At 38.0% G+C, this 26,318-nt stretch carries 24 protein-coding genes; 11 read left to right on the top strand and 13 right to left on the bottom strand.

Annotated features, from left to right (window positions below; translation table 11 throughout):
- Positions 1 to 11: 11 nt before the first annotated feature.
- From CTN01_RS06835 to CTN01_RS06825, 3 genes are all read left to right on the top strand, one after another.
- Positions 12 to 614 (top strand): HAD family hydrolase, encoded by a 603-nt coding sequence (locus CTN01_RS06835; RefSeq protein WP_045135663.1) that lies wholly within the window; start codon positions 12 to 14, stop codon positions 612 to 614.
- 54 nt (positions 615 to 668) lie between these two features.
- A complete protein-coding gene (locus tag CTN01_RS06830; RefSeq protein WP_080890335.1) occupies positions 669 to 1,136 on the top strand; it encodes a hypothetical protein in 468 nt (155 codons plus the stop codon).
- A 95-nt stretch (positions 1,137 to 1,231) separates the two neighbouring features.
- Positions 1,232 to 1,930, top strand: coding sequence for a hypothetical protein (locus tag CTN01_RS06825; protein ID WP_045147825.1), 699 nt, complete (start codon positions 1,232 to 1,234; stop codon positions 1,928 to 1,930).
- A 30-nt stretch (positions 1,931 to 1,960) separates the two neighbouring features.
- Here the strand turns inward: CTN01_RS06825 and CTN01_RS06820 are convergent, their stop codons facing one another.
- Together CTN01_RS06820 and CTN01_RS06815 are read right to left on the bottom strand one after the other, a co-directional pair.
- A complete protein-coding gene (locus CTN01_RS06820) occupies positions 1,961 to 3,901 on the bottom strand; it encodes an FUSC family protein (RefSeq protein ID WP_045147824.1) in 1,941 nt (646 codons plus the stop codon).
- Between the two features lie 222 nt (positions 3,902 to 4,123).
- Positions 4,124 to 4,489, bottom strand: a complete 366-nt coding sequence (locus CTN01_RS06815; RefSeq protein ID WP_005367461.1) for a hypothetical protein — start codon at positions 4,487 to 4,489, stop codon at positions 4,124 to 4,126.
- 290 nt (positions 4,490 to 4,779) lie between these two features.
- Here CTN01_RS06815 and CTN01_RS06810 point away from each other — a divergent pair, with 290 nt between their 5' ends.
- Both CTN01_RS06810 and CTN01_RS06805 read left to right on the top strand, forming a co-directional pair.
- Positions 4,780 to 5,061 carry a hypothetical protein gene (locus CTN01_RS06810; RefSeq protein ID WP_005367462.1) on the top strand — a complete coding sequence of 94 codons (282 nt, stop codon included), beginning with the start codon at positions 4,780 to 4,782 and terminating at the stop codon, positions 5,059 to 5,061.
- 108 nt (positions 5,062 to 5,169) lie between these two features.
- A complete protein-coding gene (locus tag CTN01_RS06805; RefSeq protein WP_045147822.1) occupies positions 5,170 to 5,751 on the top strand; it encodes a glutathione peroxidase in 582 nt (193 codons plus the stop codon).
- 69 nt (positions 5,752 to 5,820) lie between these two features.
- On the opposite strand, the gene CTN01_RS06800 is transcribed toward CTN01_RS06805, so the two are convergent.
- Positions 5,821 to 7,323 carry an alanine/glycine:cation symporter family protein gene (locus CTN01_RS06800; protein ID WP_045129633.1) on the bottom strand — a complete coding sequence of 501 codons (1,503 nt, stop codon included), beginning with the start codon at positions 7,321 to 7,323 and terminating at the stop codon, positions 5,821 to 5,823.
- Positions 7,324 to 7,894: 571 nt separating this feature from the next.
- Complete coding sequence (locus CTN01_RS06795) at positions 7,895 to 8,908, bottom strand: ribonuclease T2 family protein (protein ID WP_045147820.1); 1,014 nt, start codon at positions 8,906 to 8,908, stop codon at positions 7,895 to 7,897.
- A gap of 556 nt (positions 8,909 to 9,464) precedes the next feature.
- Between CTN01_RS06795 and CTN01_RS06790 the strand changes: the two genes are divergently transcribed.
- The 3 genes from CTN01_RS06790 to CTN01_RS06780 all read left to right on the top strand — a co-directional run bounded on the left by CTN01_RS06790 (position 9,465) and on the right by CTN01_RS06780 (position 12,045).
- Entirely contained in the window at positions 9,465 to 9,770 is a 306-nt protein-coding gene (locus CTN01_RS06790) for a hypothetical protein (protein WP_005367470.1), read from the top strand.
- Positions 9,771 to 10,342: 572 nt separating this feature from the next.
- Positions 10,343 to 11,215 (top strand): ABC transporter ATP-binding protein, encoded by an 873-nt coding sequence (locus CTN01_RS06785; protein ID WP_045147819.1) that lies wholly within the window; start codon positions 10,343 to 10,345, stop codon positions 11,213 to 11,215.
- The gene (locus tag CTN01_RS06780) at positions 11,212 to 12,045 is read left to right on the top strand and encodes an ABC transporter (RefSeq protein ID WP_045147817.1); all 834 of its coding nucleotides are present in this window, start codon (positions 11,212 to 11,214) and stop codon (positions 12,043 to 12,045) included. The genes CTN01_RS06785 and CTN01_RS06780 overlap by 4 nt, the downstream gene beginning before the upstream one ends.
- A 127-nt stretch (positions 12,046 to 12,172) precedes the next feature.
- Here the strand turns inward: CTN01_RS06780 and CTN01_RS06775 are convergent, their stop codons facing one another.
- The 4 genes from CTN01_RS06775 to CTN01_RS06760 form a co-directional block, all read right to left on the bottom strand.
- Positions 12,173 to 12,376 carry a hypothetical protein gene (locus CTN01_RS06775; protein WP_005367479.1) on the bottom strand — a complete coding sequence of 68 codons (204 nt, stop codon included), beginning with the start codon at positions 12,374 to 12,376 and terminating at the stop codon, positions 12,173 to 12,175.
- Positions 12,377 to 12,701: 325 nt separating this feature from the next.
- Positions 12,702 to 15,554, bottom strand: a complete 2,853-nt coding sequence (locus CTN01_RS06770) for an Hsp70 family protein (RefSeq protein WP_107188398.1) — start codon at positions 15,552 to 15,554, stop codon at positions 12,702 to 12,704.
- A 151-nt stretch (positions 15,555 to 15,705) separates the two neighbouring features.
- Positions 15,706 to 17,541 (bottom strand): Hsp70 family protein, encoded by a 1,836-nt coding sequence (locus CTN01_RS06765; protein WP_045147816.1) that lies wholly within the window; start codon positions 17,539 to 17,541, stop codon positions 15,706 to 15,708.
- Complete coding sequence (locus CTN01_RS06760; RefSeq protein WP_045127347.1) at positions 17,541 to 18,209, bottom strand: DUF2760 domain-containing protein; 669 nt, start codon at positions 18,207 to 18,209, stop codon at positions 17,541 to 17,543. The genes CTN01_RS06765 and CTN01_RS06760 overlap by 1 nt, the downstream gene beginning before the upstream one ends.
- A gap of 455 nt (positions 18,210 to 18,664) precedes the next feature.
- Here CTN01_RS06760 and CTN01_RS06755 point away from each other — a divergent pair, with 455 nt between their 5' ends.
- A complete protein-coding gene (locus CTN01_RS06755) occupies positions 18,665 to 19,021 on the top strand; it encodes a YajD family HNH nuclease (protein WP_005367488.1) in 357 nt (118 codons plus the stop codon).
- Positions 19,022 to 19,100: 79 nt separating this feature from the next.
- Here the strand turns inward: CTN01_RS06755 and CTN01_RS06750 are convergent, their stop codons facing one another.
- Entirely contained in the window at positions 19,101 to 20,186 is a 1,086-nt protein-coding gene (locus CTN01_RS06750) for a site-2 protease family protein (RefSeq protein WP_045147815.1), read from the bottom strand.
- 79 nt (positions 20,187 to 20,265) lie between these two features.
- On the bottom strand, positions 20,266 to 20,559 hold the full coding sequence (locus CTN01_RS06745; protein WP_005367491.1) for a winged helix-turn-helix domain-containing protein: 294 nt from the start codon (positions 20,557 to 20,559) through the stop codon (positions 20,266 to 20,268).
- 366 nt (positions 20,560 to 20,925) lie between these two features.
- Between CTN01_RS06745 and CTN01_RS06740 the strand changes: the two genes are divergently transcribed.
- A complete protein-coding gene (locus CTN01_RS06740) occupies positions 20,926 to 21,852 on the top strand; it encodes an LpxL/LpxP family Kdo(2)-lipid IV(A) lauroyl/palmitoleoyl acyltransferase (RefSeq protein WP_080896158.1) in 927 nt (308 codons plus the stop codon).
- 227 nt (positions 21,853 to 22,079) lie between these two features.
- Entirely contained in the window at positions 22,080 to 23,012 is a 933-nt protein-coding gene (gene lpxL, locus CTN01_RS06735) for an LpxL/LpxP family Kdo(2)-lipid IV(A) lauroyl/palmitoleoyl acyltransferase (RefSeq protein WP_045147812.1), read from the top strand.
- A gap of 103 nt (positions 23,013 to 23,115) precedes the next feature.
- Here lpxL and CTN01_RS06730 read toward each other — a convergent pair whose 3' ends face one another.
- The 3 genes from CTN01_RS06730 to CTN01_RS06720 form a co-directional block, all read right to left on the bottom strand.
- Positions 23,116 to 23,862, bottom strand: coding sequence for a DUF481 domain-containing protein (locus CTN01_RS06730; protein WP_045147810.1), 747 nt, complete (start codon positions 23,860 to 23,862; stop codon positions 23,116 to 23,118).
- A 114-nt stretch (positions 23,863 to 23,976) separates the two neighbouring features.
- Complete coding sequence (locus CTN01_RS06725) at positions 23,977 to 24,603, bottom strand: DNA-J related domain-containing protein (protein WP_045147809.1); 627 nt, start codon at positions 24,601 to 24,603, stop codon at positions 23,977 to 23,979.
- A gap of 138 nt (positions 24,604 to 24,741) precedes the next feature.
- The gene (locus tag CTN01_RS06720) at positions 24,742 to 26,031 is read right to left on the bottom strand and encodes an HAAAP family serine/threonine permease (protein WP_045147807.1); all 1,290 of its coding nucleotides are present in this window, start codon (positions 26,029 to 26,031) and stop codon (positions 24,742 to 24,744) included.
- Positions 26,032 to 26,318 lie beyond the last annotated feature (287 nt).

Below are 26,318 nucleotides of genomic sequence, written 5' to 3'. Positions count from 1 at the left end.
GGATTTAATAAATGGATATTAGTAAATACAAAGCTGTTATTTTTGATATGGATGGAACCCTAGTCGATTCTATGCCAGCTCATATATATGCTTGGCAACTCACTTGTGAAGCGCACAACATTCCTTTTAATCGCGATTGGTTTTATACCATGGGCGGTTCACCAACCTTAAATACGGCAAAAGCCCTTATTGAAAAGTATCAGTTAGATGTAGAACCGGTTTATCTTGCTGAATCAAAACTCCATTACTTTGATGATATTACACACAAAGGTGAGGTGATAACGGGAACTTTCGATGTATTGAAACAAGCAAAATCTAAAGGTATTCCAACCGCAATAGGTACGGGATGTCAGCGTCGCCACACTGAAGAAATTTTAACCAGCGCAGGCTTAATGCCGTATCTTGATGCTATTGTCACGGCCAATGATGTTACACAGCATAAACCGTTACCTGAAACGTTCTTATTAGCTGCACAAAAATTAGGTATTGCAGCACAAGATTGTGTGGTGTTTGAAGATACCGAATTAGGTTGCCAAGCGGCTAAAGCGGCAGGCATGGACTGTTATTTAGTAGCTGGTGGAGAAATGAAAGAATTCCGCTCTGCAAATATTTAGTGTTAACTGAAGATCAGTTATGCTTGCGCGCCTACTAGCTTAATACCGACGATTATGACCGATAAAAAATCAACGCATCAACGTGGAACATATAAACCACACCCGAATAAAGGCCAGCCTTACACGATTTCTGAAACACAATTTTGGTGCCAGCGTTTAGCAAAAACAACCATCAGAGCACTGCATATTTTAGGGGTTGCAGTATCTAGTGCTGGTTTTATGTTTGCTGTTGATAAAGCACTTTGGATCAATTGGTGGGTATTAGCCATGATGAGCGGTGTTACTATGATGTCGCTAGAAATTTATCGTTCAAAACTATGGCTCATTCAGCTTAAGGGTATTTTAACATTCGTTAAATTATTCATGCTGTTATCTATTATTTGGCTTCCTGCACATCAAGCACATATTTATATTACAGTGATTTTACTTTCAGTCTTTATTGCCCATGGTCCAGCAGGATTACGTCATTATTCTATCTGGCACCGTAAACGCATTGATGAGAAAAAACAGTTGAATGGATAGATTATTACAACTGTTCGTATAGCAATAAAAGCAAGGATGCTGAATTAGACTTACACTAATAGGAGCGAGTGTGTTGTTATCAATAGGAAGGCATTATGGGACAACGCCACATTGTATTTTATTCTATTGTCATCACTATAATTGCTCTTGTTGTGTTTGGGGTAAGAGAACAGGAAGTACATGAACAAAGTATTGATGAGAAGTTAGCGTCCGCGATAAAAAAACAGATCTTACCCTCAGATAAAACCTTACCTAATACTAATCAGAAATTACCTTATTACCTCTACGGGCGAGCGGATTTAAATAATAACGGTAAAGAAGAAACCTTTGTGCTTATGCAGAGCGAAAGCTATTGCGAGCAAAATGAGTGTAAAGCGTATTTGTTTGATGACCAATATAAAATAATGGCGAAGTGGGAAAAAATTCAACAACCCGTATTGGTAGGGGATGATATCAATAACGGTTGGAAAGATATTTTATTAACATCTGATAATCAAACGTATCTCATTCAATATACAGATAAAACCTATAATGAAAAGCTATCGACAGCACTTAAATATACGGATAAAGCACAAGCATTAGAAGCCGTAGGATTAGCAATCGATAGTGAATATTATCAAGCGAACGGGACTAATTTAGAGCTTGATTACAACCAGCCGATTTTTGATTGTCAAACTTGCTATTTATTTAGTTATGAAGAACTTGATAATACTAACAGTCAGCAACATTACTTAGCAGTAAATGTTGAGACTGGCAGTGTTAGAAAGGTGAATCACTCTCAAAATAAACAGTGAAAGTAGATTTTTCTGAACGGTAAACTTAACTTATTTTAATGGAAATGCTTGTTGATAACATAGCCACAATTCTAATTGATTAATATCTTCTTCAATTAATGAACATAGCATATCAGCCGAATGTTCATAATTGTCCGTATCAATTTCAATCGGTTGATCTATCTCATATCGATGTGGGAATCGTTTCTCTATATCAGAAAGCTGTTTAATCCACTTCTGGGTATAGTTATTATCATAAGGAGTATTAAGCCCAAGTTTGGTTGCCAATAAAAGCGAATCACTTAAACGGCGTAAGATAACCAACAAACTCTTCCAATCTTTAGAGGTACGAGGGCTAAGATTGGGTTCTTTTAGTAAATTAAAGATCTCACCTTTAAGGGCATAATAATTGTCCTGTGCTTTATACAGGTTTAGTTTCTGCTCAAAGAGAGGCTTATTTAGTACTGTTACGTACAAAATTTGTGAGCGTATCATGCGTGCTATATAGAGATCTAACCAACGCATTGTCCAACTTGGCGCGACAAAATAATTAATAGAAAAGGCGATAGTTACCCCAAATAAGGTATCAATGATACGATAAAACGTCACATAGGTATTATCCGGTGAGAGTAAGCTGATAGAGAATACAATCATCGATGTTAACCAGAATACGTGAATGTCATAGCGCTCTTTATGGTATGTCGTAAAAGCAAAAAAGACAGAGATGCTGGTTAGTATAATTAGGTGTTGATTCGGGAAAAAATATAAGCACACAAAGCTATATAAACCGCCTAATGCAGTACCATAAAAACGATGCCAAATGCGGTGGTTAGTTACACCTATTGATGAGGTGAGTAATACAATAAATGCTGTTAATGAGATCCAATAGCCTTGAGGGATTTGATAGAAAATCGTCAAAAATTGCGTAATCGCTAATGTAATGGCTATTTTACCGCCGTGTCGCCATTCTTTAGATTTAAGATGCAAAGCATGTTTGAAATTACGTAAAAAGGACACCGTATCTGAGGTGAAAAGATAAATATTTTTACTGTAATCGAGTGTAGAGAAGGTTGAAAAATTATAACAGCGCTTAAGTTGTTCTAATAAATCGACAATGTATTGGTTGTTTTTATGTTCATTGACATCAAAGATCGCTGTAATTTGCTGGTGTTGTTTGATTTCTCTTGCGGCTTGTTCAATCCAATTAGATAAACGTCTGCGCGTATTTTCTTGTAAATTGAAACTTAAAATACGCTCAAGACTAATTATATATTCAGCGACTTCAAGTGAACGTTGTAGATCTATACGCACTTGTTCAGTTCGTTTAACTGAAGTAATTGAATTGCTGTAATAAGCGACTTTGTGCGCGCATGAATAAAATTGCTGTCGTTTCTCTTCTAGAACAGATTCATCATCCGTTAAACGTAATGTATTTAGCCAGTCAGCAAGAGTAAACGTCACAGAGTGTATATGATTTTGTAAAATACGCCCTTTGAAAAAAGGCCATAAGATCAGTGACGTTAGTATTACACTGCCCGCCGCAAAAAAATTCGCGATCAGAATGATGAAAAAGTCATTATCAGTGCTCGCAAAGTGAATGGACATAATGTAAGTGAAACCAAAATTATAACCAAACGAACGAATATGCGGACGTTGGTTAGACATCAAGCCATATATAATTGCAATGCTACATAATGTAACAGAGCTAAGCCATAAGTTATCAAAGACACTAAAAGCAAGGTAGGTTGATAAAGCGGTAAAAAGGACTGAGATCGATAAAATTTGTAAGCGCTTTAAGTAGGGGAGATCGCGCGCTTGAGTACCAAGTAGCCAAGCGGTGATGAGTCCTGAGATCCCTGCGGCAGTAAAACCAAAAAAATAGAATAAGCCGAGTGACATCACCATTGGAATGGTAATGCGAATAGAGTCAGGTATATCTGCCGCGTTAGAAAACCAACGAGACCATAGAGAGCGAAGTGAGTGCTTTTTCATTAGTTACAGTACAAACGCAAGAAATATAGATATGAGTTAGTATAAAAACTAACAGTATTCGTAAAGGGTATATTTTAGCGTAATGTATGCCTATCGAGGAAAGCTGACAAGAAGATTTACAGTATAAAGTAGATTTAGTGCTTATTAGTTAAATATTGCTGAATATAGCAGCAAATAAAGGCAATTAAGCCCTTGATACAAGGGCTCTAGACATTGGAGACATTAAGCTGATTTTAAGAGTAGCTGGCCAAGGTAGTTCATCGAAAACGCAGCATCTTGTGCTGCGGTATTAACTTTAGCGATGTATTTCTCAGCTCGTTCAGGATCATCTTTTAGGCTAGCTTTGATCTTGTTGATCATTTGCTCTGCCATTTCAGTTTTTTGCTTACAATCATTAAATAGTGCAGAAATGAAAGAAATTTCAATTTCTCCGCCTTTTGCGAACAACTCAGCTGCAATGTTATAAACTGTATGGAATTTGTTCGCAGCATCTTTTTTATCTGCTTCAACTTCCGATTCCCATTCAGATGACCAAGTCTTAAAAATAACGGCAATCTGCGAATTAGCGGCGATTTTAATTTGTTGCATATTGAGTTCCTAGCGTTGTTCGATAAAGCATAATAATTCAGCTTAATTACGGATAAAAGCCTTTCTTACCGAAAAGCAAAATCGATGGTAGATCTCTTTCTTCTTTGTTTGATTGTTAGCCATATTTGCTATTAACAACCAATTATTAGCGGATTTACATCACATTATTTATCTTAATTTGCACTTTCTTGTCATTTCTATTGCGAAAAAGCTTGCTTGCGACACTGTAACGTTTTAGCTTGAAGTTAGCCGATAATTTATATTAATGGCTGAAAGCTAAGGAGGAACTTATGATTCAAGTGAACTTCGATTTAGCAAAAACGGCGTACAATAAAGTGCTTAAATACCCATTTGGAGGTGAATTAGAGCAACATGAATATTTAGCACTCCGAGTATTTCGTTGGGATCTCGCTCGTGCTGGAATGCAAATCGATCGTGCGTTTGATTTGCGCTTAAAACGGTGCGGTTATCGAAATATTGCTACGCAGCCAGCTAAAGCACATCGCCCATTGCCTGCTTGTGTCATTGATAAGATGAGTGAGGCGTGGAAATTTCAAAACGGTTATATCTAATGTTTTATTCTCTTCAATAGTGGCTAAAGAAATAAACTTTCTTTAGCCCTTTTTCGTATTGTTGACTAGTTAGCTAAATAATTAATTGATAAATAGAAGGGAAATAGCATGCAAGTGGTTAGCTATAATCTTTTAATCTTACGACTTATTTTATTAGTCAGTTCGATCCTTTTTACTTCTCTCGTTACAACATCGGCGAATGCGTCAAGTTGCCCTACGCTCTATCAATCACCTCTAAAAAAACTCAACAGCGATGAATATTATGACTTCTGCCAACATTTAACTGGGAAAGTGGTATTGGTGGTGAATACGGCTAGCCAATGTGGTTTTACACCCCAATTCAAACAGTTGGAAGAATTGTATAAAACGTATAAAGACAGTGGATTGGTGGTTATTGGTTTTCCATCTAATGATTTTAAGCAAGATAGAGGCAGCGATCAGCAAACGGCTAATATCTGTTATAGCAATTATGGCGTAACGTTTCCGATGATGACAAAAACAAGTGTTAAGGGAAGTAAGGCCAATCCATTATATAAACTTTTAATCTCACAGTCTGGTAAGTCGGTTGGGTGGAATTTCCAAAAGTACTTGTTAAATAAACAAGGGCAAGTAGTAGGCGTATTTCCATCAAGCCTATCACCAACAAGTAATGAGATGGTTGCTGCAATTAAGCAACAATTGAAGATGTAATCCGCACCTAGAAAAATAAAAAAAAGCCAGCATTGATATTCAATACTGGCATTTAAAAATGATTACAGATTATTTAGCGAAATGGTTACCATGTTTACGGCGGGCTTTCGCAATGGTATCTGGGTGCCATGCACCATCAAGATCTTCAAGCTCTGGGAATTTAGAACGGTCAAACTCAGGAGTTTTACCTTGTTTTAGCTGGTGCTCGTAATCTTTGATAACGCGGATAGCTAATTTTGATAAGAAAATTAGCGCTACGATATTAACAAATGCCATTAAGCCCATCGATGCATCAGCTAAGTTCCAAACCACAGGTAGAGAAGCGACTGAACCGAACATCACCATGCCCAGTACACACAAGCGGAAAAGCATCAGACCTTTTTTGGTATTACCATTCAGGAACATAATATTTGTTTCAGCGTATGTGTAGTTTGCAAGAATTGATGAAAAACAAAATAGCAAAATTGCTGCGGCAATAAAGTATGTTGTCCAGTTACCTAGTTCGTCAGAAAGTGCGGTTTGTAATAAACTAATTCCTTGACCTGCATTTGGCATATCCATTACACCTGAAAGCATGATCATTGCAGCAGATGCAGTACAGATAACAATAGTATCAACAAATACACCTAACATTTGCACAAAGCCTTGTGAGGCAGGGTGGTTAGGGTTTGGTGTTGCACTTGCTGCGATATTAGCAGCTGAGCCCATACCTGCTTCATTTGAGAATAAACCACGTGCAATACCAGTTTGCATTGCTTGTGAAATAGTAAATGCGACACCGCCTGCAGCAGCTTCTTGCCAACCAAATGCACTTTTCACGATAAGAGAAAGAACGGCAGGGAGCTCTGTAATATTCATGATGACCACGATAAGAGCAATCGCGAGGTAACCAATTGCCATCACTGGAACAATTTTAGCTGATGCTGAAGCGACACGGCGTAGACCGCCCATAATAAAGAAAGCAGATAAGATAACGAGAACGATGCCTTGAGTTGTTTCATTAAAACCAAAAGAGTGGTGAAGCGCATCTGTAATCGTATTTGCTTGAACTGCGTTAAATACAAAGCCAAACGCGATAATTAAGCAGATAGAAAATAACGTCCCCATCCAACGTTTGCCTAAGCCTTTTTCCATATAATAAGCAGGGCCGCCACGATATTGACCGTCAACGTCTTTTACTTTGTATACTTGCGCGAGGGTTGATTCAATAAACGCGGTTGCCATACCAAATAAAGCAATAACCCACATCCAGAAAATAGCACCAGGTCCACCAATGCTTAAGGCTACTGCAATACCTGCCATATTACCGGTACCAACACGCGCCGCCATTGATGTACAAAATACTTGGTATGAACTGATTCCATTTTCAAGTTCACGGCCACTTTTAAGTACCTTAATCGCGTGTCCGAATTGACGGATTTGTATAAAGCCTAAACGTAGAGAGAAATAAATACCCACACCTACGAGTAAGTACACTAATACCTGTCCCCACAGTACACCATTGATTGAACCAATGATTGCTAACAGACTATCATTAATAGTTGTAAGCAAATTTTCATTCGTAGAATTCATAATTTTCCCTGTAAATAAAACTTAATCATCAAGATAATTAAGTGAATAGGAACATTCATATTTAGTGAGTGTTCTTAATTTATCGGTTTGTATGATGATATTTTTTATAATTAATATTGAATGAATATTCTATAATGAACATATCACAACCATCTAACATCTCACCGACTTAACTTCTCTAAAGGCGATGCAAGGTAGCACGAATCACTAAAGATCCAAGCGGGTTTATATCACAAAAAAAGAATCAAATCTATGTAACGTGTTACATTTCGTGCTTTCTTATAGTGATATTTGCATTGTAATCAGATGGTTATGTTTTTATGCTCGATGATGGTGAACTTACTCAAATAAACGCTGTGCATTATCATAGGTTAAGAATATTCGAGTGTTTTTAACTTTTCAGATGGTATTTTATTTTTTGATAAAACGCGAGATAAGAGAATTAACAGCTGATTGAGATGACTGTAAACAGCGATAAATAGTCATTACATTATTATATTGAATGGAATTTACACAGCTTAAAAATATAAACGAAAAAAGTAAGGGATAAACAATGTTTATCCCTTTTATATTATTTACCCGAATCTTCGATATAAATCATTTTACGGCAGTTTCCGTAAAACGCTCTACCTTTGGTACCCGCATTAAGTAAATCAACAATAGGTTTACTCAAATCGATATCTTTTCCTAAATTAAGGCGTACTTCATTCAGGAATTTACCCTGAGTACAAGATAGGCTGATACGATCAACGGCATTGCTACCAAAGCTGGCAACAAGTTTCTTCTTGAAACTAGATACAGAGACATTACGACCTATATTATCTTTAATAAATAAACCGATAGGAGAGGCGTCTACTTTTTCAACTAGCTTTGTTGCTGTTATGAAGTAGTCGTCAGCATCACGTGTTTGACAAGTACCATGTTTCTTCCATTCATATTCACCAAACTTTGTTTGGTAGTAGAAGTTAGGCATCCACGGTGCAATTTGGTTTATGGTATTACGAGAAAGGTCTAATCGAGCGTAACGATCACAGTAACCATAGGTGGTTCCACAGCTTGCTTTATTCGGCCACAAGCCATGCAATGTTAGGTTTGTGATTTTTAACTTACCATCGTTAATTGCATTACATTCAGGCTTTGTACCTTTATAGCGAAAGTGTTCACAAAAACCTGGCTGCCAAGTAAGTGCTAAGACATAAGAATCAAAATCTCCCACAGTGCTACAACTTTTACGAGAGTTTGAATATTTATTGTCATACTTTTTGTCGGGGGCGCTGATGCTTTGGCTTAAATCCACAGTACCGCAGTCTTTACTTACCCAGCGTACAGCAGGTTTAGCATCTGGCACGAGAATATGAACCCAGCGATAGTCGCGTTCATTGAGTGCCTTTATTTGATATTGTTTACCGACTACAAGTTTAGTGTCATCAGGGTTTGTTTGCTTACGAAAGGATTGGAAGGCTTCGCAATTTTGTGTTGCTGTAAAACCACCAGATGTTGCAATAGAGGCATAAGAGCCAAAACTAGAGAAAGAGAAAAGTGTACCTAAGCAAAGTACTGTTAGTGTTTGTTGATGTTTACGCACAGTAAAACCTATAACAAAGATGATATGGCGCTAACTATAGTCTATTATTTTATAAACCTTAATAGTTGTGACTTTCCGCAGTAGTAAAAGTTAGATTTTAGGTATCTACAAGTCCATTTAGACAAATCTCAATTGAAACATCGTGATAGTGATAATAGTGAATATGTGATTCTGGTTATAAATATGAGCGACGAGTCATTATTGTGTCCCTTTTTTTTGTACAATTCTATATGTTGTCTGTGTGATTTAGGCTCCGAATTAAAATTTTACTTAATTATTTATTCACAATCATCAAAACAGAGAGTAATATATGTCCAAGTAACACTCCCTGTTATACGAAATTGTAAATTTCAATTATAATTAAAGAATCAGACCTACTTGGTGAACAACTCATTAGTGTTTACAGTTATAATCCCACGATTCTTTGTTGGGATGTTAATATCATAAAGACTAAATATGTAGAAACTAATGCAACATCAAGCTTGGTATTAGTGATTTTACGAATAAATGATACGGTACTTTCTACCGTAGCGAATTTGTGTCCTCGAGGTAATTAATGGATAGTTTCGCAGCTGCAGAAAAAGCGCTGAGTGCAATGTTAAAGAGTGTAGAAGAGACGGGCGTTGTTAAAGAAACACGTGTCGACTACCGTCAGATTTTGATTGATTTTGCCGATGAAGTCCCAGGTCGTCAAAAAGCAGTGATTAAAAGAATACCACTCCAAAAAATAAACAACCTTATTGCTGTTCTGCATGAATTTAAACAAGAATCACGTCATACGCGTATGATTGAAATATTAGCCATGATGGAAAAAGATAATGTTTCTCCTTATGAGCTACTAGATGATGAGTATGAAGATTAAACAGTAACAAGCAGTTTATTGATTTATAAAAAGAATTATAATTATATATAGAATATACAACAGGATTTGTATCGTCTTTTATATGTAAATTATATCGCATTCCTAATAGATTGCTTTATTACTTCTGAGTTGTTGTCGTATACAGAGTGTGTTCTTATTCAATACTCTGTGTACGCTTGTTTGTGCTTTCTATTGACCTATCTATATTGCTTGAAAATGCTATTTGCCGCGATATTTCTTTTAATAGAAAGGATAATTTGGCATTAGATAAATAACCGAGAGAAGAATAGATCTAAGTCTATAATGTGATTTACGCTTTATGAAGGCGTTTTATATTTAGCACTTTGCATAAGTGAGATCTTTTATTGCTAGGCTGAGTACTATTAACTTTTTATCATCATATATTTTATCTAAATACAAAGACTTTCAATTTTTGTCGATTTTCATTATAAAAATCTAACCATGCTAAGCCATTCCTTTATTAACAGTTGATTCATTGTCGATCTTCTCGTTACTCTTACTATAAGCAAGCCAATAATAACCGTTATTAGGTATTTCCAAAGGAAGCGGACGTGAATAAAAGTTATGTAGATCTTACATTTATCTCAGCCCAACACATCAGTAAAGCGTACCAAAATAATGAAGTATTAAGTGATGTTAGTTTTGAGCTAAAATCGGGACAAGTCTTAGGCTTACTTGGGCATAATGGCGCAGGTAAGTCGACATTAATTAAAGCCATGCTGGGCATGCATAGCCATAGTGGTGAATTAACTATTTTTGGTTTAGAGCCACAAAAACAACGTGCAAAAATTGTAGAGCGTCTTGGCTATATATCTGATGTTGCAGTATTACCAGAATGGATGACCGTCAAGCAGGTAATGAAATATGTACAAGGTGTGCATCCTCGTTATGATCAACAGAAGATGACAGCTTATTTAGCCCAGACCAATATATCATTAAAAAGTAAGATTGCTGCGTTATCTAAAGGGATGAAAGTACAGTTGCATCTTGCTCTTGTGATGTCGACAGATGTGAATGTTTTAATTCTTGATGAGCCGACGCTAGGCCTTGATTTAATGTATCGTGAAACCTTCTATCGTTATTTAATGGAATGGTTCCATGAGGGCGAAAGAGCGTTGATTATTGCAAGTCATGAAGTTGATGAAATAGCCCATATGCTTACTGATGTGTTGGTTTTGAAAGAAGGGCGAACTGTATTACAAGGACAACTTAACGATTTATCTGAGCGCTTTAGTATCCTTTCGGTAGATGAACAGCATATTGAGCAAGCTAAAAAATTAAAACCGATTAGTTGTAAAGCAGGTTTAGGTCAACACCGCTTATTGTTTGAGAATTTTCCACCAACTGAATTAGCAATGTTAGGTACAGTTACTAAGCCAAGTCTTGCTGATATATTTATTGCCAAGCAGCAGGAGGCTTTATGAACCCAATCAAAGCATTGTTAACTAAAGAATTGCTTGAGCATAAACTTGTTACTCGATTACCACTGTTTCTTGCTGTTTTTTCTATTGTTTGCATCATATTACTTATGAGTAATAGCCAGAATTTCTCATTTAATGTTCAATCATCAGGGCTAGAAAGTTGGTCGCCAAATTTTACTCACAGCGATTCTTTTGCGGGTATTGTCGGGCTAATCAATTTTATGCTGGCGGGGCTGGTGACGTTAGTTAGCTTTTTTACCTATACAGCAAGAACATTGTCGAAAGAGAGAAAAGAGGGCAGTTTAGCTTTTTGGCATTCAATGCCGATCTCTGATTCTAAAGCGATAGCTGTAAAACTTGTTTTTGCCTTAGTTATTATACCGATTATTGCTTCTTTCCTATTGTTGTTTGCTGATCTTACTGTTTGGTTTGTCGGACAATGGTTTGTCCCGCAAAGTTTATTAACGGACTATTCAGTCAACCTTGTGGCATTGGGTCAGCATTATGGTGAATTTATATCGACAATGGCAGCCATGAGTTTAGCGTTATTGCCTGTTGCCTGTATTATATTCTTTATTTCTCAATTTAATGAGCATCCCTTAATTACAATATTTGTGATTATCTTACTTATTAAAATAATGGGTTCTATTGTTTTTAAATCAACAGTCATCGGTGATTGGATAAGTCAAGTCAACAATCTGTCAATTAATATATTAATGAGTGATCACCCATGGGAGACATTAATGGCAATAGGTAGCCCAACATTGATGGGATTATTAATTATCGCGGTTAGTTTCTTTGTTCTCACTGTTAGATTTAGAGTTGGTAAATAAAAAGTGAACAATAAAAAAGGAGAGTACTAACTCTCCTTTTTTTATACTCACCGGTATTAAGCTTTCGTTTGTTTTTTTATCTATACAGTTATATGCATGGGAAAGCTTATTATTTCTATAATTCAGATTAAGCTGCTGTTACAGACTCAATGTACTTTACTTCATTTTTATATTTACGCACGTTACGTGATAATGTGCCTTTAGGAAGTTCGTAACGCTTTTCAGCCTCATAGCTTGATAGACCATCAAAAACAACAGCTGCTACAGCAACACGTTGATTTTCTGACTTAAAAATACGTTGTGCGATGATGTGGAATTGAGAATTATTCATAGCGGCTTCTACTCTTCTATATATTTAAATGTCTTTATTGAGGGGCTAAAGGGAGTCCTCAATAGCTTTACTTGTTAATAAAACAAGCAAACAAATGCTGTTAATAAGACAATAACAATTAGAACCTTAACAGAAGATTAATAGATTAGGCTTTCGTTATTAAAAGTAGATATTGATTCAGAATTTTTATGGATTCTCTTTGTTTATTTATATTTATCAACGGATAAGTAATAAATCACAGATATTATATTTCATAAATGATGAAAGGATGAGTGAAATACTCATCCTTTTAATGCAATAAGATTAAATTTTACCAATGAGTAGATTAGCCAATTAATCTTAAACCATTGGGTAAAGCATCACCAAAGACGCGCTTGGTTTCATCTTCAGTTAATATTTTAATTTCTGATACCATTTCAATCCAACTTTCAGGTGCTCGACTTACTTTAAGTTTATCAATAACTTGCTGTCGTAATTCATCATTGATATCTAAGTTACGATCACCTGTTTTACGTGTCATCATAACAGCCGCAAAGCCAATATATGGTTCTTTACGCCAATCAAGCTCCATCAGCTCTGGTAAACAGAAGGAGACATGCTCTGCTGATAGAAGATTATGAGTTGAACCATAGAAAGGCGTACGTGTAGCAATACGTCCAATCGCCCACCAATGTGCTTGTGCGTATTGGGCTTTCTGTAAGCGTCCAAATAGCCACTCAATAAGTTGAAGCTTTTTGTCAAAAGGCAAATGTTCAAGCGAAGCGGCTAAACGTACCATGTCTTCATAACTACGTTCTTGAAGCTCTTTATTTAGTTTGGCATTACGACTTGCACCAGGAGTGATGTATTTAGCAATGTCTTTATAGATCACTAATTGTTGCTCTTGGGTTAACCCACCGGCAACACGACGCCAGAAGGTCCACCAGTCACACCAAGTTTGGGTATTGGATTCAAATTGAATTCCCTGTTGGTACAATGCCCAAACTTCATTCATACGGAAATCATCAGCAGGGTAGCCAAAACCTGGACGCATGGTAAAGCCTATAAGTTTTAACCAGTTACGTTCATGAAGATCTGAGCGCCGACGACGCTTTTTACTTTCTAATAGTGCGTTAGCTAATTCACGTAAACATGGGGTTTCCCAGTTATCACGTTTTCCCAGCATCTTATCAAGATCGTTACGTAACGTTTTCGCCGCTTTACTGTTATCGCTATTCTTACTACCACCATAGACTTTCTTGATTGCATCAATGGCGTCATTCATTCGTGGAGGAAGTTCACTTTCAGCAAGGGTGCTACCGTTATCACCACGATGCAATTTGGCGAGATCTTTTCGGATCGCAAATTCAACTTTCCAACGTTTTTTTGGATCCGCTATGCTAACTGCTTCGATCTGAAGGGTACCGACTTCAGTTAGCTGACATGCTAAGGTTACCTCTTCACGATCTTTCTGGTTTGCAGCTAATTCGCTACGATCTCGTTCACTATCAAGAGTCGCAATAAACGGCGGTAAGGTGACAAAACCGTCACCGATAATATTAACCAGTTCACCGACTTCTGAGTATTTCTCATCTGTAGTGGAAACAAGGTTAAAGCGCACGGGTTCGCCTAAGGTTAAAGCAAATTTACGATGGGTTAAATTCACTTCTGTACTTTCTTCAATACCTTTAGGTAATAAACATATACCTTGTTTTACGTCTTTATTTTGACCAATAACAAGGAAGAAAGAACGGGCAGAGCCACCACCAATTTTCAGTTGTGCGCCATGACGGGCCTTTGCATAAGCGACAGCACCAAATGCAACCGCAAGATCGGGGTGTAGGTTTTTAAGCTCTGTAATACTGTTATCGTCGCGCCATGATGAAATTACGTCAATTGTGCGCTCAGTCAGTAACGGGCTGTTAAATACGCCACCATTAAGCAGAACGGCAACGGGGATTGCGGGTTGATCTGCACTTATAGTAATGCCGTTTTCGCTAAAAGCATCACGACAAACATGATCGTGAAGATCGATAAATTGTGCAATATGTTTACTAATAGCAGGATCTGCCGCATAAGGTAGACCAAATTCGACCATCGCAGCTTGACGTTGGCTTGGTTGCTCGCTGTATGCTGTCATAGGGAAGAAACCGTCAAGCGCAATGCGATGCACTTCGTCACGATTTAACTCAATACTTTTGGCACCACCAATCAATCGTGAGCCGCTACCAAGCATAGTCACTTTTGCTGCATCTGGCGCATTACCTGATAACAAGCTTTCTTTCACTTTGCGGGTTTGCTGTATAAGCTTTGATAGCGCAGCTTGGCTGAGTTTTTTTGATTCACCATTTAAACGCTGCTCAGCAACATGAGCTAATGATAAATCAAGGTTATCACCACCTAGCATGAGGTGATCGCCAACACCGATACGATCGAGGGTTAGCTTATTATCTTTGCTACCGACTTTTATTAAGCTTAAATCGGTTGTACCACCACCCACATCACATACCATTAATAGTGGTATGTCTTTTAATAATTCATCAGCGTTATCTTTATTTTGCGCGTACCAGTCGTAACATACTGCTTGCGGCTCTTCTAGCAGTAAGACTTTTTTTAGTCCTGCTAACTCTGCTGCTTGTAGTGTTAACGCACGTGCAGCTTCATCAAACGATGCAGGCACAGTGATTACTACCTCTTGATCGGCAAGCTTGGCATTTTTATGGTGATAATCCCATGACTGACGAACATGGTTTAAGTAGCTGGCACTCGCTATAACAGGAGAGACTTTCTTTACATCCGATTTAGATGCTGTTGATGACCAAGGTAAAATAGCTTCGTTACGATCAACGTTGGGATGAGATAGCCAGCTCTTAGCACTCACCACTTGACGACCTTCAACCTTTGCGCCCAGTTCACGCGCTAACTCACCAATGATCACGGTATCAATTTCGCCGTTAACTGGTTCAGGGGTCCATGGTAAGACAAGTTGCGTAGCATCCATTTCACCTTGAGCAGGATGATAACGGAAAGAGGGTAGTAGAGGTTTACGAGCGACTTCGCCTGGTGCAATAAGTTGATCGATATTGAAAATATGCATTGGGCTATTTTCAAGATCATCTGTAATTTCAGCGTAAGCTACAACGGTGTGCGTTGTCCCTAGGTCGATACCGACTAAATAGCGAGGGGAAGATGAAGGCATGACGACTCCACAAAGTAAAATAGGAAAATAGACAAGTGGGAATAAATGAAAGCCCTACAGAAGGTAGATGATTGTGTATTGTTATAACTATAAACCCACGAGTATGTATATAGATAAACGGCGCATCAAAAGATGCGCCGTTAGTTCGATATTAGCTTTCGCGAACGTCGAATTCTACCTGCCATTTCTGACCGTTATCAGTCGAAATAGCTTCAAGACAAAGTGTCCCTAATTCTGTTACGCGTGAGGCTAACTTAACAGGAACCACTTCACCTACGGTACGGCCATCAGACACTGGTAGTGTCATTTGAATAGATGGTAATTCTTCCATCTCTTCAGGTTGCCACCAATCAAGATGAGTACCAGCAACATCATCACGGCGTACTGTAGAACCGAAGAACTTGAACTTTACGGGTTGACCAATGATTAAGCCAAACTCTTGGCTTGGTACGTTAGCTTGAGAGCCTTCTTCCATACCAAATGGTGCGACACATAGTGCTTCAAGTGGTGGTTCCATTCCTGGGATTGCAGGCATAGCACTTTCAATACCTACATAGTAGCTACTTGCGATACCGCCACGGATACGAACGCCTTTACCTTTTCGAACAGAGCCGTAGTAAGACGCGCCGCTAGCAACAGCTAAATCAAGATCTAAGCCTTGAAGTAAATTAGCAGGCTCTGAACCGCCCGTGGTTAACCAATTATTAATGATACCTAGTAGGCGATCAGATAATAGGTTAGATTTTAAAACACCACCGTTGAATAAAATAGCAGTCGGGCGGATGAAGCCGTCATGCATTTGTTCAAATTGTTCAAAAAGCTCATCAACCGCTTGACTTTGACGGCTAAGGAAACTTGCTACATGGCGAGATACCGCAGCATCTTGTGCGTAAGGTAAGCCCATTTGGGTTAATGCGCCACGTGCTGCTTGAACTGGGTGCTCTTCAACAGATGTTTGCGGGAAGAAACCTTCAACAAGTGTCTGTTGCACTTCTTCTTGAGTCAGTTCAGTTTGAAGTGTGCCGCCAAGTAGTTTAGAACCACGACTAGGAACAACAATTGGCATTGATTGCAACTCAGCATCATTAAGTAATGCTTCTTTAGCATCACGACATGCATGCGTAATCGCCAATACTTGCCAAGGTTGTAACTGTTTGCCTTCTTGCGCTAGCTTCATCTTTAAACGATAAGCCAGAGCTAAATCCATGTTGTCGCCACCCAGTAGGATGTGATCGCCAACAGCAACACGATTAAGAGTAAGGTTGCCGTCTTCTTCAGTTACAGCGACTAACGATAAATCTGTAGTACCACCACCGATATCAACCACAAGGATGATGTCGCCAACGGACACTTGATCACGCCAGCTTTCATCGTTGTTTTTAATCCAGCTATATACTGCCGCTTGTGGTTCTTCAAGCAAAGTAAGGTGCTTAAAGCCAACATTACGTGCAGCTTCTGCAGTTAAATCACGTGCTGCTGGATCAAACGAAGCTGGTACAGTAATCGTTACGTCTTGATCAAAAATAGGCGTTTCAGGATGCTGGAAGTTCCATGCATCAGCCATGTGCTCAAGATATTGTTGTGTGGCTTCAAGAGGTGATACTTTGATCACTTCTTCAGGACTATTCAATGGCAAAAATGCATCGCGACGGTTTACGCCGCCGTGACATAGCCAGCTTTTCGCACTAGAGATAAGACGGATAGGAGTCTTACTGCCTAATGAACGTGCCATTGCACCCACAATCGCATTCGGTTTTGCATTCCAAGGAAGTGCAGTATCACCTTCAGCCAGTTCAGACTCATGTGCTTGATACATGAATGATGGAAGCTGGTTTTTTTCTTCCACATTACCCGGATTGGTTAATTGTGGGATAGGCATAACCGTTACATCAGCGTTCTCATCTTGAAGATCAACATAAGAAAGTACGCAGTGTGTTGTACCTAAATCGATACCAACGCTGTAACGGTGTTGTTGTGTGTCTTGCATTATAATTCTACCTCAGCGGCTGCGATGATATGTGCATCGTGGCCTTCTGCCAATTTAGGCAATTTAACTTCTGTTACTTTCCAGCCACGGTGGATCAAAGTTCCGTTAAATGGTGCTTCACCAACCACATTACCTGTTAGGCGAACTTCAGATGCGTTGAAGCCTTGTGGCAGGGTAATTCGTGTCTCTTCTTCTTCAGTGCGAACTGGCGCAAAACTGAAGTATTCATTTAATACTTTATGACCGCCTTCGTGAATAACACGTGCTGCGGCACCGATATCGGCGTCAGCATAACCTTTAAGATCTTCTTGCATGAAGTCGATAAAACGCGCTTCTTGTTGTAGAAGAGAAAGAAGTTGCAATGCTGCATCAGGCGTCGATGTTTTTAGCTTAGGTTCAACTTCAACCTCAACGATTTTTTCAACAACTTTTTCAACTTCGACAATTTTTTCGACAGGTTTTTCGATAATCTTTTCTACGATTTTCTCAACCGGTTTTTCAACTTCGACGATCTTCTCTACTTCGATTTCTTTTTCGATAATCTTTTCAACTTCGACTGGCTTACCTTTTTTCGTTAGGTACATAACCAATAGAATTAGAACTAGAGCGCCTAACCATGCGTGACCCATGTCGATAGTAGTTGGCACAGCCGACAAATCAACGTGCATCTTAGAAAAATCAAAAGCCATATTTGTTTACTCTTAGCGGTTAAAGGGCGATTCGGTTAAATATTAAGTGTGAATCAGCTTCAAATAATTAGTCGAATATTAACATAGACGTATGCAAAAGATGCCTATTAGAGCGTGTTTTTTTGCTTAAAAGCTAGAACAAACGGTCTCTTAGCCTAATTTGCAATCAATATATTACGTTAAATACTAGTGTATTTAGCGTATTTGACACATCGATGATCTGACATGTAGCTAAAATGGGGATGCAAGGTGACGTTTTCAAGCTAACTGATTGTATTAAAAAGATATGGCTTAAAATCCGATAACAAGGTCATTAATCTTAAAATAATTGCTTGATATAACCACTTTGGTGGTGGTTCAATACAGCAAAATTAGTACTAAAGCATGATAGCTCTATAGTGTATGGGCTGTTGTGTTAGAAGATAGGACAAGATATGTCATCTGATTTCTACGGCACTAGTGCCGCTTATGCACGTAAAGAAGCAGGTTACCGTGAAAAAGCATTAAAAATTTACCCGTGGGTATGTGGTCGTTGTTCTCGTGAATTTGTATATTCAAATCTTCGTGAATTAACTGTTCACCACGTAGATCATGATCATACTAATAATCCAGAAGATGGCAGTAACTGGGAGCTACTTTGTTTATTCTGTCATGATCATGAGCATGAAAAATACACTGATGCGGATAACGGTCAAAGTAGTGTGATCCGTGCTGGTGAAAATGAACATGAAGCTGCTACGTTCAACCCATTTGCAGATTTAAAAGCAATGATGGAAAAAGGCAAGAAGTAATAGTTTGCTTGTGTCAGTTAGAAAGATAAAAGGGACGATAATTCGTCCCTTTATCTTTCTGTCGTTTCGGAAAAATCTATTAGGTGCCTAGAATCTGTAATGGCAAGCTCAGTAAGGTATCGCCCATACTTGCAAAGTACCAAATAATTGCCATTAGTGAGGAAACAAGACCGACATACCATATGAAAGAGAAAATCTGTCCGTAACGATCAAGTGGAAGCAAATGACTATGATGGCGCTGTTTCCATTCAAAAACGATTTCAATACAGCCCATGATAAGTAAAAAACCAAAGAGGGTTAACCCTAGTTTATAGCTGAGAATAACACCACCAATAGCCGCACCAGCACAAAGAATAATGCCAAACTTACTATTCATAGAAAAGCTGATACTTTTCAGTACATGGCCACCATCTAACGGTAAAATAGGCAGCAGATTGAATAAATTCAATAAAGCATTAAATACCGCAAGACCTGCAAAGAACATCTCGCCTGTGATCCAATAGGCAACCATACAGATCAAAGACATGATCAAACCAAAGAGTGGTCCCATAATTGAGATAACCACATCTTGCCAACGAGTATTTATTTTTTCATCACTTAGCGCAAGACCACCAAGGAAAGGCACAAGATAAATGCCTTTGGTTTTCATACCAAAATATTTCATGGCACGGACGTGACCGTATTCATGAAAAACTAAACAAGCGATAAGTGCTAAAGCAAACTGAAATGAGAAAAGCCAAGAATAGGCAGCAAGACTGGCTGAAGCTAATACCACTTTGATCAGCTTAGCGCTTTTTAAGGCCTTCATACCGAGTGAAACTAGACCAATTATACTAAATTTTCTTTCAGCAACAATTGGTGTATGAGGGGTTTGGCGCTCTATGTCTTTTTCGTTACGCTCACCCTGCGCGATAACTTGGTTATTCACTTGCGCTTGGTAACTGATCAAAAAAGGTTGCCATGAAAGATTACCTGATAGCTGGCATTCAATGGTTTCATCACCATTTTGAAGCGCAAATTGGTGCTGAAATTCGTTATCGTCTGATGCTGAAGCATCTTTTTGTGAAACTAGCGTGTTATCCCAGAACAACTGTTGCCAGCCTGCAAGTGAACCTTCTAAACGAAGTGGTTTACCTAAAAAGTCATCTAGTTGAAGCAGTTCCAATGCGTTACCTGTCTATCTAAGGTGAATAAGAAAATTATACGGAAAAAAGCACAATGTTATAGCGTAAATGTGTAACGAGTTATGGATAATCCAGTGCTACTTTTATCTGTTCAATATTTTGGTTAAGCCAGTCCCGATTAATTGCTCCCCATTGTTCAATGGTGTAATGACCTGTTTGATGTCGCTCACCCTTGGTTTGGGTAAATTGGCAAATAATATCAAGTTCAATCAAGCTCTTGATAGTATCTTGTGCAGTACGACGAGGCATACCTGAAAAGGCAATAATTTTAGGGACGCTATCAATGCCATTTTCGATTAAATAAGCGATATAAAGACGACGATAAAAACTCGATTTGGTTTTGCTTAATTCCATATACGTATTCCTTTTGCTTTAAAATTTACCCTAGAGGATAAGTCAATAAATTTATGTTTTATTTGCGTAAAAATTTGAACTTAAAATAAAATGACCTGATATCTTTAATTATGAGTCAAATTTTAACAATAAACACATACTTTTTAATTGGTTAACGATTTTTTAAATAATACTAACTTAAAATAATGATTCTTTTAGTGTGATGTAAAGAGTAAATATTGAGATATATATAAAATGAATTAGGGGAGAATGATTTATTTACATTATTTTACTACCTCATTAGTTATTAACCGCTTATTATGTAGGTCTACATGATTATGCGTTCTATTGTCTTTTTGCACGATAGGAGGCAGAAAGGCTATAAATATGACAAAAAATAACACTCCAAAATTTACGCTATCTCTTCTTCATCCCCGTTATTGGGGGACGCTTATTCTTGTTGGCGTAATGTACCTTCTGAGTTGTCTTCCATACTCATGGCAATTAACTATGGGTAAAAACATCGGTCGCCTAGCGATTAAATTGATGAAAAAGCGTCGCCGCACAATTGAGCGTAATTTAGAACTATGTTTTCCTACGATGCTAGAAGAAGACAAACAACGTTTAATCTCAGAAAATATTGATAATACCGGTATGGGATTGTTTGAAACTGGCATGGCATGGTTTTGGTCTGATGAACGCGTGAACCGCCATGTGACAATTGTTGGCCTTGAACAAATGGAACAACTTGCTAAAGAAGGCAAAGGCGTATTGATGGTTGCCGTGCATTCAATGAATCTTGAATTAGGTGCGCGTGCGTTTGGCATTAAAATGTCAGGTATGGGGGTTTATCGCCCTAATAGTAACCCTTGTTTTGATTACTTTCAGTATTTAGGTCGTTCACGTTCAAACCGTACTTTGATTGATCGTAAAGACGTAAAGTCAATGTTGCATGCATTAAAAACGGGTGAGCGAGTATGGTATGCACCGGATCATGATTATGGTCGTCGTCGTTCAACATTTGCGCCATTATTTGCTGTAGATCAAGCGTGTACAACAACAGGTACAAGCTTGTTAGTTGATAATACTGATTGCGTTATCGTACCTTTTACTATGGTAAGAGACGATAAAGGGCATTACACACTAACCTTACGTAAGGCGGTTGAAGGTTTTCCGAACAAAGATCCTGATGCAGCTGCAGCTTTCATTAATAAAATTGTTGAAGAATCGATTATGGCTGCACCTAGCCAATATATGTGGCTACATCGTCGCTTTAAAACTCGCCCTGAAGGGCAAGAATGCTTGTATAAATAACCTAAGCTATCAGATTAATACTTTGAAGCCTGCAAATATTGCAGGCTTTTTATTTTTAATAATCTTAACGCAACCTGTCTATTTGCGATGATGGTCACACTTGATCTTGCAACTAATCCATAACTCAACTTAAAATACTGTTATTAACTGCTTAGAAATACTATCAATATAATTAGAAATTTACATTTCACTAAGCAGCCATACATTGTAAAGGGATTATCGTCGCTATGAGAAAATTCACAGCTCCAACGTTTACTTCGTCTTTTTTACATCCTAGATATTGGCCTGTTTTGATATCTATGGCAGTGATGTATTTAATTAGTTGGTTGCCTTACTTTATACAATTTCGCTTAGGACAAGGTGTTGGACGTTTAGTGATGCATTTTATGCCTAACAGACGTAAAACGATTGAGCGTAATTTAGAGTTGTGCTTTCCAGATATGGATATTAATGAGCGTAATAAGCTTATTAAACAAAACATCGATAACACTGGCCTAGCGCTATTTGAAACTAGTATGGCATGGTTTTGGCCTGACTTACGGGTTGAGCGCCATGTTAAGGTTGAAGGTTTAGAGCATATTTATAAGTTGCAAGAACAAGGAAAAGGGATCTTGTTGATTGCTGTTCATTCACTGAACCTCGAATTAGGAGCTCGTGCTTTTGGTTTACATACGCCAGGTGTCGGGGTCTATCGTCCTAATAAAAATCCTTGTTTTGACTATTTTCAATTTAAAGGTCGTGTCCGTTCAAATAAACATATGCGTGATCGTAAAGATTTAAAAGGTATGTTTCAGGATTTAAGGCAGGGTGAAATGTTGTGGTATGCACCTGATCATGATTATGGTCGTGGTCGAAATTCCACATTCGCACCTTTATTTGCGGTAGAGCAGGCGTGTACAACGACAGGTACCAGTTTATTAATTGATAATACTGATTCCGTTCCATTACCTTTTTCGATGATCCGTGATACTGATAGCGGTCAATATACATTGAAAATATATCCACCTTTGGAAGCGTTTCCGCACAAAGATCCAGATGCCGCCGCGGCTTATATTAATAAAGCGGTAGAACGCTCTATTTTAGCGGCACCTTCACAATATATGTGGTTACATAATCGATTTAAAACCCGCCCAGAGGGTGAACCATCTTTATATAAATAGTTAATACAAAGATAGCGAATATATAGAAAAAGTATAAAAATGCCGAAGTTTATTAATCTTCGGCATTTTTATATCTAATTGAATATTTTCTATAAGAAAAAGATTAAAAATCGTAAGTAATACTGACCGTACTGTATACCTCATCGTTACTTTTATCACTTGCCACTTCTGTATTGTAGATATATTGGGTATCTAACATAAGTGCAATATGATCAATTAATCGGTTCTTTATAAATGCATCTAAATTATAAGCTGTATTTGAACGACCATAGTCAACATTGCTTTCAAAGCCAGCAGAAAAAGTTGGTGTAAACTGTTTTTTTGCGCGCAAGAATGCATTAGCAATCATGTTTTGTTCTGTTTGATTTGGGTAATCGGGATCATCTGCTTGGCGACGACTATGACGATAACCCGGACCACCACCAACAACTAGTTTTGTTGTTTTGGTATCGTAAAATTTGTAGCCTAAACCCGTCGAGACAATGTATTCACTGCGATATGTACCAAATTGATCGTGGTTATAGGTATTACTTAAATAAGTAAAAGAATGAGGCCCCATCGCGTATTCGTTTTTTAGTGCTATTAGATATTTATTAACACCATCTTCTTCTTCAGTACTATCGGTATAAAAAGAACTTAAGGATAATTTATTCGACCAATTATTTTTTTTATAATTAAGATCTGTTGCGGAATTCAACGACATTGAGGTATTGGTTGTTTTTGAGTAAATAAAGCCGAGTTTTGCTGAACCATCAAATGCAGGATCTTTTTCTGCCGTTTCTGTTGTCGGAGCAGCAAAAGCCGTCTGGCACAAGAAAGTAGTTAAAGGAAGTAAATAATATAGTTTCATTGTCTCGCAGCCAAAAATAAATGTCGCGGACAATGTAGGAGATGAAGGTTAATGTGCTGTCAGAACTGTGTGATAGCTATGTGTGAAATATCAGCCGGATGATTATCAGTGTCGCTACCTGTTTTTTAAGTAACTGATTAATCGTTGATTAGCGTTATAAAGTAGTTTGAATTTCTCACCATCACCATTTTCACGATCAGGGTGCCATTGTAATGCTAAACGACGCCATTGTTTTCTAACTTCCGCTAGTGATGCTGTATTGGATAAAGAAAATAAATCAAAGTCATCATCAATGGATGTCGTAGTAATATTAATTGGCTGGTTATTAATATGTTGCTGGTATCGTCGCCAAAAAGAGCTCATTAGTTGCTCTATCGCATCACTATCAGCATGATAATTCCTCCAGTCTAAATAATACTCCCGTAGAGGATCTTCTTGTTCTAAATGATGGGTTTGATAAACAATATTAAGCAGTTGAATATCCATTGCTTGAACTTGTAGCCACTGTTTAGGAAATAATAAAACCTGGAGTTGGTAGAGTGCATTCATTAATAAGAAATTACGTTTGAAGAGATCCTTATTGCTGTCGCTATCAAGCGTATCTAACATTTCTTTTTCACGTAATGCTTGGCTAAGGGTGTGGATCATCCAGTTTTTTGGTTGGTGTTGCAGTAAGGACAGGATCGGCCAAATAAGCGGGTTCTCGTGTTCGAGTTGAAAATCAATTGGCTGATTAGTCATTGGCTACCCAATATTTAAGTCATAAAAATGGCATACGTTATGAATAATGTAGCAAATTTTTAACAATATTGAGAGTGGTAAGAGTTAAAAATAAAAAAGGCTAGCACTAGGCTAGCCTTTTAACTCATTGTTTATACATTACATAAATAATGAGTAGAAGATTGCAGAAATAGAAACAAGGCCGATAACCGTCACAAATACATTGCTGATTGCGCCTGAATATTTCTTCATTGATGGTACTTTTTTGATTGCATACATTGGCATAATAAATAGCAACATTGCAATGATAGGACCACCTAAGCTCTCAATCATACCTAGAATACTTGGATTTAGTGTCGCTACGGTCCATGTTGTTACTAGCATAAAGATTGCTGTAAATCGGTTTAGTGCTTTGCTTGAGATTTCTTTATTCTTATCACGAGTAACTTTGATAACTAAACCATTTAGGCCTTCACTGGCACCTAAGTAGTGACCAAGGAAAGACTTAGTGATTGCAATAATTGCTACAATCGGCGCAACATAAGCAATGATCGGTGTATCAAAGTGGTTTGCTAAGTAAGTTAGAATCGATACGTTATTTGCTTTAGCTTCTGCTAGATTATCAGGTGATAAGCTTAATACACAGCTGAAAACGAAGAACATTACGGTTAATACCATCATAATGTGTGCACGGGCTAGAATACGTGAACTTTGACGCTCTGCGTTTTCGCCATGCGCTTTTTGTGTTGCTACAGCAAATGATGAGATAACAGGTGAGTGGTTAAACGAGAAAACCATTACCGGTAAGATTAACCATACTGCAAGCATTACAGAGTTTAAGCCGCCGTGTGCTGGGATAACGTTATGGAAGATAGAGTCATTCCAGTATGGTACAAGAAACAGTGCCAACATTAATAATACAGCAACGAATGGGAATACTAAGATACTCATCGCTTTAACAATTAATTGCTCACCTAAACGAACAATTGCCATTAAACCAAGGATCAATACTAACGCTAAAATTGCACGTGCTGGTGGTTCGATGCCTAACTGGTTAAGCATAAAGCTTTCAACAGTATTTGTAAGTGCAACACTATAAACTAATAGAATAGGGTAGATAGCAAAGAAATAAAGTAATGTGATCACTTTACCCATGCCCTTACCAAAGTGCTCTTCAACAACTTCTGTAATATCAGCGCCCGGATTCGAACTTGATAACACAAAACGTGTCATCGCACGGTGTGCAAAGAATGTCATTGGAAATGCAAGAACGGCCATTACAAGTAATGGAATTAAACCGCCAACACCCGCATTAATTGGTAAAAATAGAGTACCTGCACCCACGGCTGTACCGTATAGACCAAGCATCCATAATGTATCGCTTTTGTTCCACCCTAATTTTTTGCTTTGTGCAGAAGTCGTCGCCTTTAAATTTTGTGCGGTGCCCATAATGGACATCTCCTTTATAAGTATTATGTTTAACTTTCAAAGGGCTGAGTTATTCTGATCTTCCTTGGTCGCATACGCGAAGAGCAACAGATAAAGCTTCAAAAAATAAGAAGTAGTGAACGTGCGATTTGATGGTCAAATATAGGATATATATTCTATATTCAGTGACGGGTCCGTTGTCGATCTTGTGTTTCCATACTTACATCAAGCAAGTTATAAACAATGTCTGCTGTGATTCTCTCTGTTCAATAACTTTGTAAATAGTGCCCCTATCGAAGAGCGCGCAT

It is taken from the genome of Photobacterium angustum (assembly GCF_003026365.1).
Taxonomy (GTDB): Bacteria; Pseudomonadota; Gammaproteobacteria; order Enterobacterales; family Vibrionaceae; genus Photobacterium; species Photobacterium angustum.
This window is presented reverse-complemented; position numbering and strand designations above follow the sequence as displayed.

Coding starts and splice junctions, on each gene's coding strand:
- CTN01_RS06815 (WP_005367461.1), bottom strand. CDS start 4,489: ATGCAACAAATTAAAATCGCCGCTAATTCGCAGATTGCCGTTATTTTT.
- CTN01_RS06790 (WP_005367470.1), top strand. CDS start 9,465: ATGGATAGTTTCGCAGCTGCAGAAAAAGCGCTGAGTGCAATGTTAAAG.
- CTN01_RS06755 (WP_005367488.1), top strand. CDS start 18,665: ATGTCATCTGATTTCTACGGCACTAGTGCCGCTTATGCACGTAAAGAA.
- lpxL (WP_045147812.1), top strand. CDS start 22,080: ATGAGAAAATTCACAGCTCCAACGTTTACTTCGTCTTTTTTACATCCT.
- CTN01_RS06720 (WP_045147807.1), bottom strand. CDS start 26,031: ATGGGCACCGCACAAAATTTAAAGGCGACGACTTCTGCACAAAGCAAA.
- CTN01_RS06770 (WP_107188398.1), bottom strand. CDS start 15,554: ATGCCTTCATCTTCCCCTCGCTATTTAGTCGGTATCGACCTAGGGACA.
- CTN01_RS06800 (WP_045129633.1), bottom strand. CDS start 7,323: ATGAATTCTACGAATGAAAATTTGCTTACAACTATTAATGATAGTCTG.
- CTN01_RS06820 (WP_045147824.1), bottom strand. CDS start 3,901: ATGAAAAAGCACTCACTTCGCTCTCTATGGTCTCGTTGGTTTTCTAAC.
- CTN01_RS06810 (WP_005367462.1), top strand. CDS start 4,780: ATGATTCAAGTGAACTTCGATTTAGCAAAAACGGCGTACAATAAAGTG.
- CTN01_RS06740 (WP_080896158.1), top strand. CDS start 20,926: ATGACAAAAAATAACACTCCAAAATTTACGCTATCTCTTCTTCATCCC.
- CTN01_RS06780 (WP_045147817.1), top strand. CDS start 11,212: ATGAACCCAATCAAAGCATTGTTAACTAAAGAATTGCTTGAGCATAAA.
- CTN01_RS06760 (WP_045127347.1), bottom strand. CDS start 18,209: ATGCACGTTGATTTGTCGGCTGTGCCAACTACTATCGACATGGGTCAC.
- CTN01_RS06745 (WP_005367491.1), bottom strand. CDS start 20,559: ATGGAATTAAGCAAAACCAAATCGAGTTTTTATCGTCGTCTTTATATC.
- CTN01_RS06825 (WP_045147825.1), top strand. CDS start 1,232: ATGGGACAACGCCACATTGTATTTTATTCTATTGTCATCACTATAATT.
- CTN01_RS06775 (WP_005367479.1), bottom strand. CDS start 12,376: ATGAATAATTCTCAATTCCACATCATCGCACAACGTATTTTTAAGTCA.
- CTN01_RS06835 (WP_045135663.1), top strand. CDS start 12: ATGGATATTAGTAAATACAAAGCTGTTATTTTTGATATGGATGGAACC.
- CTN01_RS06805 (WP_045147822.1), top strand. CDS start 5,170: ATGCAAGTGGTTAGCTATAATCTTTTAATCTTACGACTTATTTTATTA.
- CTN01_RS06725 (WP_045147809.1), bottom strand. CDS start 24,603: ATGACTAATCAGCCAATTGATTTTCAACTCGAACACGAGAACCCGCTT.
- CTN01_RS06730 (WP_045147810.1), bottom strand. CDS start 23,862: ATGAAACTATATTATTTACTTCCTTTAACTACTTTCTTGTGCCAGACG.
- CTN01_RS06765 (WP_045147816.1), bottom strand. CDS start 17,541: ATGCAAGACACACAACAACACCGTTACAGCGTTGGTATCGATTTAGGT.
- CTN01_RS06830 (WP_080890335.1), top strand. CDS start 669: ATGACCGATAAAAAATCAACGCATCAACGTGGAACATATAAACCACAC.